Genomic DNA, 12,956 nt, shown 5'->3' with positions numbered 1-12,956 from the left:
TTTCAGGGCGTTAACGAGTTCATGAGACACGAAAAAAGGCCCGAACCATGCGGTTCGGGCCCTTTAAAGTTAGAGATTATCTCTCAGGCGGTTGGCTTAGCCAAAGTAGCGCTTGAGCAGGCCGGCGAAAGCCTTGCCGTGGCGGGCCTCGTCGCGAGCCATCTCGTGCACGGTATCGTGGATGGCATCGAGGCCAGCGGCCTTGGCGCGCTTGGCAAGATCGGTCTTGCCGGCGGTGGCGCCGTTCTCGGCCTCAACGCGCATCTCGAGGTTCTTCTTGGTGGAGTCGGTCACGACCTCGCCCAGGAGCTCGGCGAACTTGGCGGCGTGCTCGGCCTCCTCGTGGGCAGCCTTCTCCCAGTATAGGCCGATCTCGGGATAGCCCTCGCGATGGGCGACGCGAGCCATGGCCAGGTACATACCGACCTCAGAGCACTCGCCCTCAAAGTTGGCGCGCAGGTCGGCAACGATGTCCTCGGAGACGCCCTCCATCTTGGCGACGCCCACGACGTGCTCGGCAGCCCACTCGAGCTTGCCCTCCTCCTGCTTCAGGAAACGAGAACCGGGAACGCCGCACTGGGGGCACTTAAAATCCTCGGGCAGCTGGTCGCCGTCGAACTCTTCCACATAACCGCAAACGGGGCAAACAAATTTCATGATTCGATCCTTTCGATGGATGGCGATGGGGCGCTTGTCCGATCCCGTAAGGGCCCTCTCCGGACGTGCGTCTTGACGAGTTCTATTATCCATAAATGCAACAAAATGTGAAGCCTATTAGGAATGATTTTTGATAAAACAATTTTGAGAGATGAAGATGTTGATTGATTAACGATTGGCAGGCCGCCTGCGACCTCTGATGAGTACAATCAGTCGAACAAATGTTGACCAATCAACAAATGAGGGAGTTTCCTTTATGCATCTAGCCCGCTGCGCCTGGTGCCGAACGTATCAAACGGTTTTTCGCATCGCATCGCCGGTGCTGCCCTATACCGAGCCACGCATTCTGGAGCATGCTGAGAGAGCGCCTGCCAGGCCATTATCGGCTTTGGCAGTGGCTCGGCCATGGACTGTGCCAAGGGCGTGGGAGCACGCATCGCACAGCCAAACAAGCCCATCAACAAGATGCGCGGCCTGTTGCGCGTCCATCGTCTCCTGCCGCTGCTTATTGCGGTTCCCACTACCGCCGGCACGGGAAGCGAAGTCACGCTCGCGGCGGTTATCACCGATAACGAGACGCACTACAAGTACCCCATTAACGACTTTGTGCTTATCCCGCGCTTTGCGGTGCACGACCCCGAGTTCGCGCGGTCTGCCCGCCTCCATTACGGGGCAGACGGGCATGGGCGCCCTGACGCATGCCGTCGAGGCCTTTATCGATTGGGTCGATCGAATGAACGCCGCCTTGGACATTCCCAAATATGTGACGGGCATTCGCCGCTCCGACATTCCCGAGATGGCGGCGCATGCCGATGCCGAGGCCAATCCGCTGTACCCCGTTCCACTTTTGATGGACCGTTTGGAGCTGATGCGCATGCACGAGGTCGTCGCGGGTGGTATGTTTGAGGGCGAGAACTAGGAGGGTCCATGAACACCGAGGAAATTGCGCGCATCGTCGGAGACCAGCGCGTCTACTTTAAGACGCATGCCACGTTTGATGTCGATGCTCGACGTCGTGCGCTCGTGAGTTTACGCGATGCGGTGCGGGCCCACGAGGCCGATATTGCCCATGCGCTCAAGACCGATTTGGGAAAGTCGCATGACGAGGCGTATATGTGCGAGATCGGCACGTCGCTTTCCGGGATTCGTCATCAGATCGCGCATGTGGCTCGATGGAGTCGTCCGCGCCTGCGTCCGTGCGACCTTGCCAACGCCGTGAGTGTGTGCAAAACGCAAGCCGTGCCCTATGGCGTCACGCTCATCATGGCCCCGTGGAACTACCCGTTTTTACTAACGCTCGAGCCGCTCGCCGGCGCCCTTGCCGCGGGCAATACTGTGGTCATCAAGCCGAGCGCCTATGCTCCGGCATCGAGTGCGGTGCTCAAGCAGATCTGCGAAGAGGCATTTGATCCGTGCCTGGTGACAGTTGTCGAGGGCGGGCGCGCCGAGAACGAAGCGCTGCTCGATGAGTGCTGGGACAAGATCTTCTTTACCGGTAGCGTTCCGGTCGGCAAGCTCGTCATGGAGCGCGCAAGTAAAAACCTTACGCCCGTGACGCTTGAGCTGGGTGGAAAGAGTCCCTGCATCGTGGATGCGACGGCAAACTTGAAGGTTGCGGCACGGCGTATCGCCTTTGGTAAATGGCTCAACGTGGGGCAGACCTGTGTGGCGCCCGACTACCTGCTGGTCGATACGCGTGTGCACGACGAGTTGCTGGGCCTCATCAAGGAAGAGGCGCGCCGTATGTTTGGCGAGCATCCGCTCGACAACGAGGATTACGGGCATATCGTCAATGCCAAGCATTTTGCGCGCGTGCATGGGCTGATCGATCCCGATAAGGTCGTGCTTGGAGGTGCTGCGCGCGAGGCTTCGCTCAAGATTGAGCCGACAATTTTGGACGGCGTGGCCCCCGATGACGCCGTGATGCAGGAGGAGATTTTCGGTCCCATCTTGCCGGTGCTGACGTTTGAGAGCCTAGACGAGGCCGAGACGTTTATTACGGATCGTCCGACGCCGCTGGCCCTGTATATCTTTAGCCAGGACCGTGAGGTTCAGCAGCGCTTTGTGCGTTACGTGCCCTTTGGTGGCGGTTGCGTCAACGACACGATCATGCACCTGGCTACGAGCCATATGGGCTTTGGCGGCATGGGAGCGAGCGGTATGGGGCAGTACCATGGACGCGAGAGCTTCAATACGTTTAGCCACAAGAAGAGCATCGTGAACAAGGCAACGTGGCTGGACGTGCCATTTCGCTATGCCCCTTACGCAAACTGGAAGCACAAATTCGTGCGCATGTTTGTGCATTAAAATCAGATGGCGTAGGGACAAACGGTCGAAAAGACGCAGGCAGGATGAATTTGTGTCCGCACGGACCCGTAGACTTCTCAATAAGGTTAAGCGCCGTTTTATCCGGCCGTTAGGGGAGTTGCTATGTACGAGCCTTCACGTGTTCTTCTGTCGTTTCACATTGCGGGATTTCAGTATGCCGACGGCGCTTTGGTCCTGGGCGATCTTAAGGCGGGCGATAAACTGACGCTGTGCGCCGAGCGCGATAATCCCCATGATCCCGAGGCGGTTGCGATCTACTACGGCAACACCAAGCTTGGCTATGTTCCGGGAAACGAGGTCGGTCCGCTGTCCTTGATGATGTATTACGGCCATGAGGACGTATTTGAGGCCCGCGTGCAGCAGGTTGCCCCCGAGCGTAGCCCGTGGCACCAGGTGCGCGTTGGCCTCTATGTGGTGGATGCCCGCTAATCGGTAAGGGAGGCTGCCATGTTTGATGACGATGACCTGTTCGATTTGACGGACGATTCGTTTGAGTGGGATATGCTACTCGACGACGATGAGCTGGAGCAGGACCGTAAGATGCGACAGGACAAGAAAACTCAGGGTGATGCGTCGAAAAAGAAAGACAAGCGCCGTCGCGGACTGTTTGGCGGGCTCTTTGGGTAACTGTCGCATCGCTGCGTCTGTATACTTAGCACGAGTTGGACGCGTTGCGAAATGAGGACTGAGACGATGATGTGGTTTACCGCCGACCTGCACCTGGGCGACACGAATATCTTGCACGACATGGACCGACCGTTTGGCTCGGTTGAGGAGATGAACCGCAAGGTCATCGATGCCATCAATGAGTGCGTGGCTGCGGATGACCGCCTCTATATTCTGGGTGACTTTACCTATCGTTTGCCCCTGGCGGAGGCGGTGCGCCTGCGTAAACGCATTGAATGCCAGAACGTGACGCTCATCCGTGGTAACCATGACGGCGACTGGGAAGATCCCGACGTGCCGCAGATTTGGGAAGACGTGCGTGATTACCTGGAGATTGCCCCCGGCTATGCCAAGGGTCATCGTCTGGTTATGAGCCACTACCCCATGCTCAGCTGGAATGGCAAGGCACGTGGCGCCATCATGCTGCACGGGCATATCCACAGCAGGGGAGACCGCACCAATGCGCGCAACCGCGATCGCGAACGTCCTACCTTTCGCTACGATGTCGGCCTCGATGCCAACGAGTACAAGCCCGTAAGCCGTGACCAAATCCTAGGCTTCTTTGGACTGTAATTCTCGAACCGTCATACAAACCGCCACAAAGGGGACGGGCACCTTTGTGGCGGTTCTGGCGCCGTTGCCATTATGGCGGCGGCGCCTTTTTTGTCCGTGTGGCGCGGTAGAGTGTAGGCGGTTGATATTTGCGTCCAGCGAGGAGCTGCTATGAACGAGATCAAGTGCCCGCATTGTGGCGAAGTTTTTAAGGTCGACGCGTCCGGCTATGCGGATATCGTCAAGCAAGTGCGCGATGCCGAGTTTTCTCGCGACCTGGATGAGCGTGTGAAGGCGGTCCAGCGCGAGGGCGAGCAAGCGCTGGAGCTTGAGCGCTCGCGTTCGATGGCTGCCTTGCAAAAGGCAGAGTCCCAGCGCAACGCTCAGCTTACCGAGCAGAAGAACGCTGCAGCTCAACAGCTGGCACAAGAGGTTGCCAAGCGCGATGCTGAGCTCGCCGAGCTGCGCGCCAAGCTCGAGGGCGCTGCCGCAGAGCGCGAGAGTGCAAGCCAGCGCGCGGCGGTAGAGGCACGAGCCAACGCTCAAAAGGAGAATGCCGAACTCCAGCGCGAGATCGACAATTTGCGTGCGCAGCTGGAGCGCAAAGATGACGAAGCCAAGCTCGTCGAGTCGGCGGCGCGCAATGCCGCTCAAAACGATTTAGCTGCACGTGATGCTCAGATTGCCGAGCTGCAGGCCAGGCTTGCCGCGGCGGACAAGGCCCAGGAGATGGCGCTTGCCGCTGCCGCGGCAGAGTCGCAGCGTGAGCTCGATGCCGCTCGCAGCGAGGCCGAGCGCGCGCTTGCTGACTATCGCGCGAAGGTACAAGAGAAGTTTTCCGCCGCAAAGGCTCAGTCTGAGCGCGAGGCCGAGGGCCTTCGTGCACAGCTTCGTGAGCAAGAACTTTCTGCAAAAATGGAGCTGTCGAAGGCGGTCGCCGCGGCGGAGCGAGAGCGCGATGAGGCGCGTGCCAAACTGACGAGCGAGCTGGCGGTGCGCGATTCTCGCGAGGAACAGGCCAAGGCGGCACACGAGCTCGAGCTTGCGCAGGCCAAGCGCGCGAGCGATGACCTGATTCGCTACAAGGATGAAGAGATCGAGCGCCTTAAGGACATGAAGGTCCGTCTGTCCACCAAGATGGTGGGCGAGTCGCTCGAGCAGCATTGCGAAACCGAGTTTAACCGTCTGCGCATGACGGCATTTCCCAACGCGTACTTCGAGAAGGATAACGATGCGTCCGAGGGTACCAAGGGCGACTTTATCTTCCGCGAGTGCGACGCGAGCGGCAACGAGGTCATTTCGATTATGTTCGAGATGAAAAACGAAAACGACGAGACCGCGACCAAGCATAAAAACGAGGACTTCTTTAAGAAACTCGATCACGACCGTCGCCAGAAAGGCTGTGAGTACGCGGTGCTCTGCACGCTGCTCGAGCCCGAGAGCGAGCTCTATAACGTAGGGATAGTCGACGTGAGCTATCGCTACGAGAAGATGTACGTGATTCGCCCGCAGTTTTTCATTCCCATGATCACGCTCCTTCGCAACGCCGCCATGGGCTCACTGCGCTATAAGCAGGAGCTAGCGGAGTACAAACAGCAGAATATCGACGTCACGAACTTCGAAGCCAAGATGGAGAAGTTCAAGAATGATTTCGGTCGCAACTACGAGATCGCGAGTCGCAAGTTCCAAACGGCAATCGATGAGATCGACAAGACGATTGGCCATCTGCAGAAAACCAAGGAGGCATTGCTGTCCTCCGAGAACAATCTGCGCCTAGCCAACAAGAAGGCCGATGATCTTACCATTCGCAAGCTCACGTGGGGCAACAAGACCATGAAGGCGGCGTTTGACGAGGCGCGCGGGGCTGCGCCAGAGACAAACGATGAGCCAGCCGAGGCGGATTCGTATGAGGTCGAGGATACCGAGTAAGGCATAGCGTATAGAGCAAAAGCGGGGCCGCTGGCGATATTGCCAACGGCCCCGCTTCGTTTCGTTCCAGTATGTTCGACTAGTCCTCGAGCAGGTCTTCGATAAAGCCGACGCGGTAGTTTTTGAAGATGACTTCACCGCCGTCTTGCGTGGCGTCCAGATCGACATCGCCCATGATGCCAAAGTCGTGGTCGCCGTCCTCGTCGGCAAAGATCTGGTGCACGTGCCATACGTGCGCGGTCTTCTCGTCGGACTCATCGATGGAAAACATCGCGGCGCTGCGGGCGTCTCCGTCGGTGAGGATTTCCTCGTGCTGCTCATGGTAGGCATCGAGGGCCTTTTGCCAGCGGATCTCGCTCATGCCCCAGTCGTCGTCGAGCTCGCCCAGGTCGCGAACGTGCTCACGGGCGGCAAGGGTCACGCGGCGGAAGAGCGCATTGCGCACCAGCAGCGTGCAGCCGCGGCGGTCCGCCACGACCTCGTCGATGCCCTGTGGCGGCGCGGCATCGAGGGCTGCCGGGTTGCCGGCGTTCTCCCACTCGTCCACCAGGCTCGAGTCCACCGAGCGCACCACAAAGCCCAGCCACGAGATAATGTCGCGCAGGCGCTCGTCGCGCTTCTCGATGGGTACGGTGCGGTCGAGCGAACGGTAGGCCTCTGCCAGGTAGCGAAGCAAAATGCCCTCGGAGCGGGCGATGCCGAGCTTTTGAATGTAACCCTTAAAATCGCTCGCGCTTTCCAGCATATCGCGCAGGACACTCTTGGGAGAGAGCTGGTAGTCGTTTGCCCAGGGCACTTCCTGGCAGTACTTGTCAAAAGCGGCGTCGAGCAAATCCTCGAGCGGCTTTTCGTACGTGACGTCTTGAATGCGCTCCAAGCGTTCCTCATACTCGATGCCGTCGGCCTTCATCTCGGCCATAGCGCGATCGCGTGCGGCGCGCTCCTGTGCACGCAATACCTGCTTGGGGTCCTCGAGCGTGGCCTCGACCATCGAGATGAGGTCCATGGTATAGGTCTCACTTTCGGGGTCGAGCAGCTCCAGCGCGGCAAGCAAAAACGGCGAGAGCGGCTGGTCGAGCGCAAAGTCCTCGGGCAGGTCGACCGTCAGCGCGTAGTCGATGTCCGGCGCGGCGTCAGCCGGAGCGTCGGGTGCGGGCGGCACCTCGGTGCGCACGACGACGCCGGAGTCGATGAGCGTGGCGAAGATCTCGTCGGCGCGAACCTCGAGCTTGGCCTTTTCTTCGGGGGTCTGCAGGCTTGTCTCGATGAGGTCGTGTACGCGGGCTCGGGCATTGCCGCCCTGCTCGACCACACTAATCACCATAGAGTGCGTGATGCGCAGGCGTGGCTTGAGTGTTTCGGGTTGCGTCTCGATCAGGTGCTCAAAAGTTTGCTTGTTCCATGAGACAAAGCCCTCGGGGGCCTTTTTCTTTTTAATCTTACGGAGTTTTTTGGGGTCGTCGCCCGCCTTGGCCATAAGCTTGGCATTCTCGATCTCGTGCTCAGGTGCCTCGGCGATTACCATGCCCTCGGTATCGAAGCCCGAGCGACCGGCGCGACCGGCAATTTGATGGAACTCGCGGGCGCGCAGGCGACGCATTTTGTAACCATCGAACTTGGTGAGCGCAGTGAGGACCACGGTGTGGATGGGTACGTTGATGCCGACGCCGAGCGTATCGGTACCGCAGATGACGGGCAGCAGGCCCTGCTGCGCCAAGCGCTCGACCAGCAGGCGATAGCGCGGCAACATGCCAGCATGGTGCACGCCGACGCCGCATCCAAGCAGGCGCTTGAGAATCTTGCCAAAGGCCGTGGAGAAGCTCGTTCCCTTTGCCGCTTCTTTGATGGCTTCGCGCTGCTCCTTGCTGGCGATGCCAAAATTGGCGAGCGACTGTGCCGTCGCAAGGGCGGCATCCTGACTAAAGTGCACGATATAGAGCGGGGCCTCGCCACGGCGCATGGCGAGCTCGACCGTGCCCTCGAGGGAGGTCGTCACATAGTCGTAGCTCAGCGGAACAGGACGCGGGGCATCGACAACCAAGTCGCAAGCAGCGCCGGTGTGCTCCTCGAGCGAGGCGGCGATGGCGGAGACATCGCCGAGCGTGGCGCTCATGAGCATAAACTGCGTGTGGGGCAGGGTGAGCAGCGGTACCTGCCAGGCCCAGCCGCGGTCGGGGTCGGCAAAGTAGTGGAACTCGTCCATGGCCACGCAGCCCACGTCGGCGCCCTCGCCCTCGCGCAGCGCATCGTTGGCAAGGATTTCGGCCGTGCAGCAGATGACGGGCGCCTTGGTATTGATATGCGTATCGCCGGTGATCATGCCGACGTTATCGCGGCCGAGTACCTGTACCAGGTCGAAGAACTTTTCGCTGACCAGGGCTTTGATGGGGGCCGTGTAATAGCAGCGCTTGCCCTGAGCCATGCCCATAAAGAGCATGCCCAGTGCGACGAGCGATTTACCCGATCCGGTCGGTGTGCCTAAAATGACGTGATCGCCGGCGGCCAGGTCCATGAGGGCCTCTTCTTGGTGATCCCACAGCTCAATGCCACGGTCGCTCGTCCATTCAAAGAAGCGTTCGAAGGCCTGATCGGGCGTGAGCCATGGTTCGGGCTCGCTGCCGTCCTCGGGCTCCCACCAGGTGGGAGAGAGCGCGCCGAGCGAGCCAAACTCGGCTTCGGTTCCCGTGCCGCCCGAGAACGAGCTGGCGGCGCCGGCACCGGAGACGGTGCTGGCGGCGGTATCTGTCGTGGTCTGTGCCATGTGTTTGCTTTCTCTCGCGATTGTCCGCCAACTATTATGGCGTAGCGTCGCATCGATGCGTTCGCAGGCAAGAAAATGCAGGAAATGGGCGTTCTGCCCAGCTGTTTGGTGCAGTTGCCAACTAAGTGAGTAGACTTTTTGCAATATCGCGAGCACATGGCTTTTGCGCAAAGGCTCTACCTGCGGTTTTAGTATTGGTTATGCGGGTTGTGCTTGGCTATTGCAAAAAAGTCTACTCACTTAGATTTGAGGGTCGTTTGCTGGCGCCTATTTGCGCTTGTTTGCCGAAGCCGCGACCATCAGAGGCCCCTGGGACTCCTGCGGTAAGCGCTTCTTGCCCTTGCGGGCGCGGTTTTTAAAGTTCTCGACGGCCTCTTCCATGCCGAGGGGCACGTAGGTGAGCTCATCGAGATTGTCGGGCAGGTAGCACGCAAGGCTTTGCTCCTGCGCGCGACCCGCCGTGAGCTGTTCGTCGCTGGGCAGCGCGTCGGGAGTGGCGCAAATGCCATAGACGGCGGCACCCATCTCGCGCGTGCGGCGCTCGTATTCGGTCTCGGGATGCTCGGGATGGTCGCGGCGAACGTCGTCACTTACCCAAAGTGTGTCGTAGCCGGCCGCGGCAAACTGCCCCAGGGCGTAGTCGCGCAATGGCTTGCTGTCGGTGCGCAGCGTGACGGTGGCGCCGGCTGAAAAAAGCGGGCGGTAGAGCATCAGATGGTCGACATGGACGAGTCGTTTTTTGGCGTACTTGGCCTTAGGCTGCGGCGTGGGAAAGTTGATGGTGATGGCATCGAGCTCGCCTGTGGCAAACAGCTGCGGCAACGATGCGGCGCCTCGGGGCAGGACGAGTGCGTTGGTCAGTTCCTGCTCGCAGATTTTCTGTGCGGCATAGGCGATGCAGATGGGCTCCTGGTCCATGCCGATAAAGAGCGTGTTTGGCTCGTGGGCCGCGCGCTCTACAAGGTACGTTCCCTTGCCGCAGCCAAGATCCAGGTGAAGGTGTTCGAAAGACTTGCTGCCTGCGGGCGCACAGGCCTCGCGCCAATCTCCGGCATAGATTTCAGGGTTCGTCTCAATCGCATCGGCGTAGCGCTCCAGGCGCTCTTCGAGCACAAAGTTCTTAGGCGTGCGAACGTGGACGGCTCCCATGAGGCTCCTTGGTCATAAGTATGGAACGCTTAGCTGCGCGTTCCGTCAATGGGTTGAAAAAAGGTAGGCATAGTTTGCCCGAAAGACGCGGTGCGGCTCGACGGCGAGTCGTCGGTGCCTACAGGCGCTTGAGGATTACGTAGCGGTTGAGCTCGCCACTGCGACCGTCGGCATGGAAGCGCTCAAGTTCGCGTACGGGGACCTCTCCGCTCTTGTAGAACGTGCGCACGCCGCGCACTAAGTCGGTGATCTGCTGATCGTCAAAGTGGTGGCAATAGCGGTAAGCATGGCGGTCGTTTTGCCAGCCAATGAGGTGGTCGCCGGCTTCAAACTGCGCTGAATCGTAACCCTCAAACGGCGGGGTGAGCTCGGCGCGGGCCTCGGCTCGAACGGCCTTGCGCGCCATGCGCTCGTCGTTCATAAACTCCCAAAAGCTAATGGCGATGATGCCGCCCGGGCGCGTCTGGCGCACCAGGGCGTCGAGCACGCGTACGCGGTACTCGCACGACGGCACGTGGTGCATAAAGCCAAAGCAGACCGAGATATCGGCGAGCGGGGCGTCGAAAAGCACGTCGGGAGTCTCGGCGGGGTTGAGCTTCATGAGGGCATCGAGCACGTCGAGTTCCTGGAAGTGCAGGTTGGGAATGCGCAGGGCGTGACCGTGTGCATCGATAGCCAGGTCTTGGCACGAGTCGACGCCATAGAACTCAAACGGGCAGCTGGCATCTGCCGAGGAGTTTGCGCCGTCGACGCCCTTGGCGGCAAGTGCGCCGCCGGCGGCAAAGTTCTCGAATCGCATATTGCCGCAGGCAAGGTCAAAGACGCGGACGGGATGCTCGATTGTGGCGACGTCGAGCTGCTCGAGCGCGATATCCATGGTGCGCACCCAGCCGGGCCACGGGGCCTGACGCGTATCGGAAAAGGAGGCGGAGTGCTCGCGATAGAACGTGTTGTTGAGCTGGATGAGCGATGAGGCGAAATCGCGGTTCACGGCGCGGGACTCCCTCCGTTGGCGGTGCGGAATAAACAGTACGACCATACTACCGTTAACGCCGCAACGGGGACAACCGGGCTAGGTGCCATTGCTTTGTTTGGACACATTTCCGCAGCTCATATGCACCCGCAACCGCCGGTTGTCAAAAATCTCACTAGAATAGGCGGCATGCTTTTGGCGGTGGCGGATAGATTTTTAACTGTGCAAGGCGCCTTAAGAACAAAAACGGTCCGGCGGCACGGCTGGCATCACATAGGAGGAACCATGAATGTAGAAACTGCGCAGCGGCTCGTCGACCTTCGCCGCAGCAAAGGCTTTAGCCAAGAAGGGCTGGCGCGAAAGCTGGGGCTGTCGCGCCAGGCGGTCAGTAAATGGGAGCGCGCGGAGAGCTCGCCCGATACCGAGAACCTGATCTCGCTCGCCAAACTCTATAGCGTGAGCCTGGACGAGCTGCTCAATCCGAGCGACGAGATCGAGGACGATATCGAGTTTGAGAACGAGGACCGCGCCCGCCAGCGCGAGGCCGAGGCCGCGGAGCGCGCCCGCACCCATGAGGCGGCGGCACGTGCCACCGAGGCGGCAACACAGGCGAGTGATGCTGCGGCCAAGGCGGCACAAGCGGCAAGCTGGAGTGCGCAGGCCGCCAACGCTGCTACGGCGCAGGCGACGAGTGGCGGTGCAGTTGGCTCGACTCCGGCGAAGGGCCCGTTCCAGTCGTTCCCGTATTGGGCCGTGTGCTGGCTACTGTTCTTTTTGCTGATGTTCCCGTTTGGCGCCGGCCCCTTTGCTGCGCTCATCTTCTTTACGATCCCTATCTATCACTGGGTGGCGCGTGCGCTCGATGGCGATTGGGCGCGCGGTGATATCCAGGTTGGTCCGGCGCCGGTGACAGCTAGGGCTCAGAATGTTTCCGCTGCGGTTGATGCTGACGTGGCTACCGCGACTACCGCTGAGCCGATTGCCAAAGAGGGTGATGAATGATGAAGCTTTCGCATGAATCCAAGGTACGCTTGGGCGTTGGCGTCGGAGCGTTTGTGCTCATCATTGGGCTTGTCTTTGGCATTTCGCGGCTATTGGCTCATTCCGATATGGTGCGTACGACCGGTATTCTATCTGGCCATTTGTCTGATTTTGACGATATGTTTGACGAGGACGATTCCTTGAATAGCGGTAACTATTCCGCTCGGCCTCAGCAACTTTCGAGTGCGACTTTTGATGCCGATGAGTTCCGCTACCTCGATTTCGATATCAATGCGGCTTCGGTGGACGTCAAGGTTGTTGATGGCAACAAGGCTCGCGTTATAGAGCGGGGGCGCGTTGCCGAGGGTATGGATGCCTCCAAGGCCGCGAAGCAAAACATCGCATCCGTCGAGGACTCGACGCTCAAGGTTTCCCAGTTTGGAAGTGATGACGGTAAGGCAATCGATCGCTCAGTTACGGTTGAGCTGCCACGCCGTGTTGCCGAACATCTGAAGGGAGTCAACGCGCACGTGGGCTCGGGTGATCTGCAGATTGCCGGTGTCATCTGTGATGGTTTCGATCTTGTCCTGGGTGCGGGAGATGTAGAGTTTACGGGCAGCGTGACTGATGCGCTCAGCGCTGAGGTCGGTTTGGGCGATGCGACGTTCGAGCTCTACCAGGCCCCCGCGAAGTCGATGGACGTGAGCGTGGCCTCGGGCGATGTGGAGATGACGGTTCCGAATTCTACGGGCTTTAAGGCGAGCCTTACCGTGGGCAGCGGCGACTTCGAGAGCGATTTCCTTCCGCTTGGCTACGATGGCGAGACTATTTTGAATCATGAATTCGATAACGGCGATAAGTCTGCCACGTATCGTTTTAAGGTCGGTTCGGGCGACATGTCGTTTGATCCGGAGTGACAGACGGCTATCGAAGACTTATAAACCATAGCTGCGCTGTTTG

General features: G+C 59.5%; 12 protein-coding genes and 1 pseudogene. 9 read left to right on the top strand and 4 right to left on the bottom strand.

Annotated elements, in window-relative coordinates; genetic code table 11:
* Positions 1–96: 96 nt before the first annotated feature.
* Positions 97–657 (bottom strand): ferritin family protein, encoded by a 561-nt coding sequence (locus ACTQW0_RS03350; RefSeq protein ID WP_154517090.1) that lies wholly within the window; start codon positions 655–657, stop codon positions 97–99.
* Between the two features lie 405 nt (positions 658–1,062).
* On the opposite strand from ACTQW0_RS03350, the pseudogene ACTQW0_RS03345 reads away from it, so the two are divergent.
* The 7 genes and pseudogenes from ACTQW0_RS03345 to ACTQW0_RS03315 all read left to right on the top strand — a co-directional run.
* A pseudogene (locus ACTQW0_RS03345) lies at positions 1,063–1,236 on the top strand (iron-containing alcohol dehydrogenase); the annotation flags it as partial.
* 103 nt (positions 1,237–1,339) lie between these two features.
* On the top strand, positions 1,340–1,576 hold the full coding sequence (locus tag ACTQW0_RS03340; protein ID WP_441567012.1) for a hypothetical protein: 237 nt from the start codon (positions 1,340–1,342) through the stop codon (positions 1,574–1,576).
* An 8-nt stretch (positions 1,577–1,584) separates the two neighbouring features.
* Complete coding sequence (locus ACTQW0_RS03335) at positions 1,585–2,964, top strand: aldehyde dehydrogenase (protein WP_441566942.1); 1,380 nt, start codon at positions 1,585–1,587, stop codon at positions 2,962–2,964.
* 123 nt (positions 2,965–3,087) lie between these two features.
* On the top strand, positions 3,088–3,414 hold the full coding sequence (locus tag ACTQW0_RS03330; RefSeq protein ID WP_117655201.1) for an HIRAN domain-containing protein: 327 nt from the start codon (positions 3,088–3,090) through the stop codon (positions 3,412–3,414).
* A gap of 18 nt (positions 3,415–3,432) precedes the next feature.
* On the top strand, positions 3,433–3,612 hold the full coding sequence (locus tag ACTQW0_RS03325; protein WP_154517096.1) for a hypothetical protein: 180 nt from the start codon (positions 3,433–3,435) through the stop codon (positions 3,610–3,612).
* Between the two features lie 51 nt (positions 3,613–3,663).
* On the top strand, positions 3,664–4,224 hold the full coding sequence (locus ACTQW0_RS03320; RefSeq protein WP_441540919.1) for a metallophosphoesterase: 561 nt from the start codon (positions 3,664–3,666) through the stop codon (positions 4,222–4,224).
* Positions 4,225–4,374: 150 nt separating this feature from the next.
* Positions 4,375–6,132, top strand: a complete 1,758-nt coding sequence (locus tag ACTQW0_RS03315; protein WP_441540920.1) for a DUF2130 domain-containing protein — start codon at positions 4,375–4,377, stop codon at positions 6,130–6,132.
* A gap of 79 nt (positions 6,133–6,211) precedes the next feature.
* Here the strand turns inward: ACTQW0_RS03315 and ACTQW0_RS03310 are convergent, their stop codons facing one another.
* The 3 genes from ACTQW0_RS03310 to ACTQW0_RS03300 all read right to left on the bottom strand — a co-directional run bounded on the left by ACTQW0_RS03310 (position 6,212) and on the right by ACTQW0_RS03300 (position 11,033).
* Positions 6,212–8,893 carry a DEAD/DEAH box helicase gene (locus ACTQW0_RS03310; protein WP_441566940.1) on the bottom strand — a complete coding sequence of 894 codons (2,682 nt, stop codon included), beginning with the start codon at positions 8,891–8,893 and terminating at the stop codon, positions 6,212–6,214.
* Between the two features lie 267 nt (positions 8,894–9,160).
* Positions 9,161–10,042, bottom strand: a complete 882-nt coding sequence (trmB, locus tag ACTQW0_RS03305) for a tRNA (guanine(46)-N(7))-methyltransferase TrmB (RefSeq protein WP_154517108.1) — start codon at positions 10,040–10,042, stop codon at positions 9,161–9,163.
* Positions 10,043–10,160: 118 nt separating this feature from the next.
* Positions 10,161–11,033: a class I SAM-dependent methyltransferase gene (locus ACTQW0_RS03300; RefSeq protein ID WP_441055196.1), complete on the bottom strand. Its 873-nt coding sequence runs from the start codon at positions 11,031–11,033 to the stop codon at positions 10,161–10,163.
* 267 nt (positions 11,034–11,300) lie between these two features.
* Between ACTQW0_RS03300 and ACTQW0_RS03295 the strand changes: the two genes are divergently transcribed.
* On the top strand, positions 11,301–12,017 hold the full coding sequence (locus ACTQW0_RS03295) for a helix-turn-helix domain-containing protein (protein WP_441566938.1): 717 nt from the start codon (positions 11,301–11,303) through the stop codon (positions 12,015–12,017).
* The gene (locus tag ACTQW0_RS03290) at positions 12,017–12,913 is read left to right on the top strand and encodes a DUF4097 family beta strand repeat-containing protein (protein ID WP_441566936.1); all 897 of its coding nucleotides are present in this window, start codon (positions 12,017–12,019) and stop codon (positions 12,911–12,913) included. Before ACTQW0_RS03295 ends, ACTQW0_RS03290 begins: the two co-directional genes overlap by 1 nt.
* The last annotated feature ends 43 nt before the right edge of the window (positions 12,914–12,956 follow it).

The organism is Collinsella sp. LCP19S3_B7 (genome assembly GCF_052121795.1).
In the GTDB taxonomy this organism is placed as follows: domain Bacteria; phylum Actinomycetota; class Coriobacteriia; order Coriobacteriales; family Coriobacteriaceae; genus Collinsella.
The sequence above is the reverse complement of the archived record's forward strand: the minus strand, read 5'-3'. Positions and strand labels throughout refer to the sequence as shown.

Excerpts from the sequence above, each read along its gene's own strand:
- ACTQW0_RS03290 (WP_441566936.1), top strand. The coding sequence starts at position 12,017 with ATGAAGCTTTCGCATGAATCCAAGGTACGCTTGGGCGTTGGCGTCGGA.
- ACTQW0_RS03330 (WP_117655201.1), top strand. The coding sequence starts at position 3,088 with ATGTACGAGCCTTCACGTGTTCTTCTGTCGTTTCACATTGCGGGATTT.
- ACTQW0_RS03320 (WP_441540919.1), top strand. The coding sequence starts at position 3,664 with ATGAGGACTGAGACGATGATGTGGTTTACCGCCGACCTGCACCTGGGC.
- ACTQW0_RS03295 (WP_441566938.1), top strand. The coding sequence starts at position 11,301 with ATGAATGTAGAAACTGCGCAGCGGCTCGTCGACCTTCGCCGCAGCAAA.
- ACTQW0_RS03350 (WP_154517090.1), bottom strand. The coding sequence starts at position 657 with ATGAAATTTGTTTGCCCCGTTTGCGGTTATGTGGAAGAGTTCGACGGC.
- ACTQW0_RS03310 (WP_441566940.1), bottom strand. The coding sequence starts at position 8,893 with ATGGCACAGACCACGACAGATACCGCCGCCAGCACCGTCTCCGGTGCC.
- ACTQW0_RS03315 (WP_441540920.1), top strand. The coding sequence starts at position 4,375 with ATGAACGAGATCAAGTGCCCGCATTGTGGCGAAGTTTTTAAGGTCGAC.
- trmB (WP_154517108.1), bottom strand. The coding sequence starts at position 10,042 with ATGGGAGCCGTCCACGTTCGCACGCCTAAGAACTTTGTGCTCGAAGAG.
- ACTQW0_RS03340 (WP_441567012.1), top strand. The coding sequence starts at position 1,340 with ATGGGCGCCCTGACGCATGCCGTCGAGGCCTTTATCGATTGGGTCGAT.
- ACTQW0_RS03335 (WP_441566942.1), top strand. The coding sequence starts at position 1,585 with ATGAACACCGAGGAAATTGCGCGCATCGTCGGAGACCAGCGCGTCTAC.
- ACTQW0_RS03325 (WP_154517096.1), top strand. The coding sequence starts at position 3,433 with ATGTTTGATGACGATGACCTGTTCGATTTGACGGACGATTCGTTTGAG.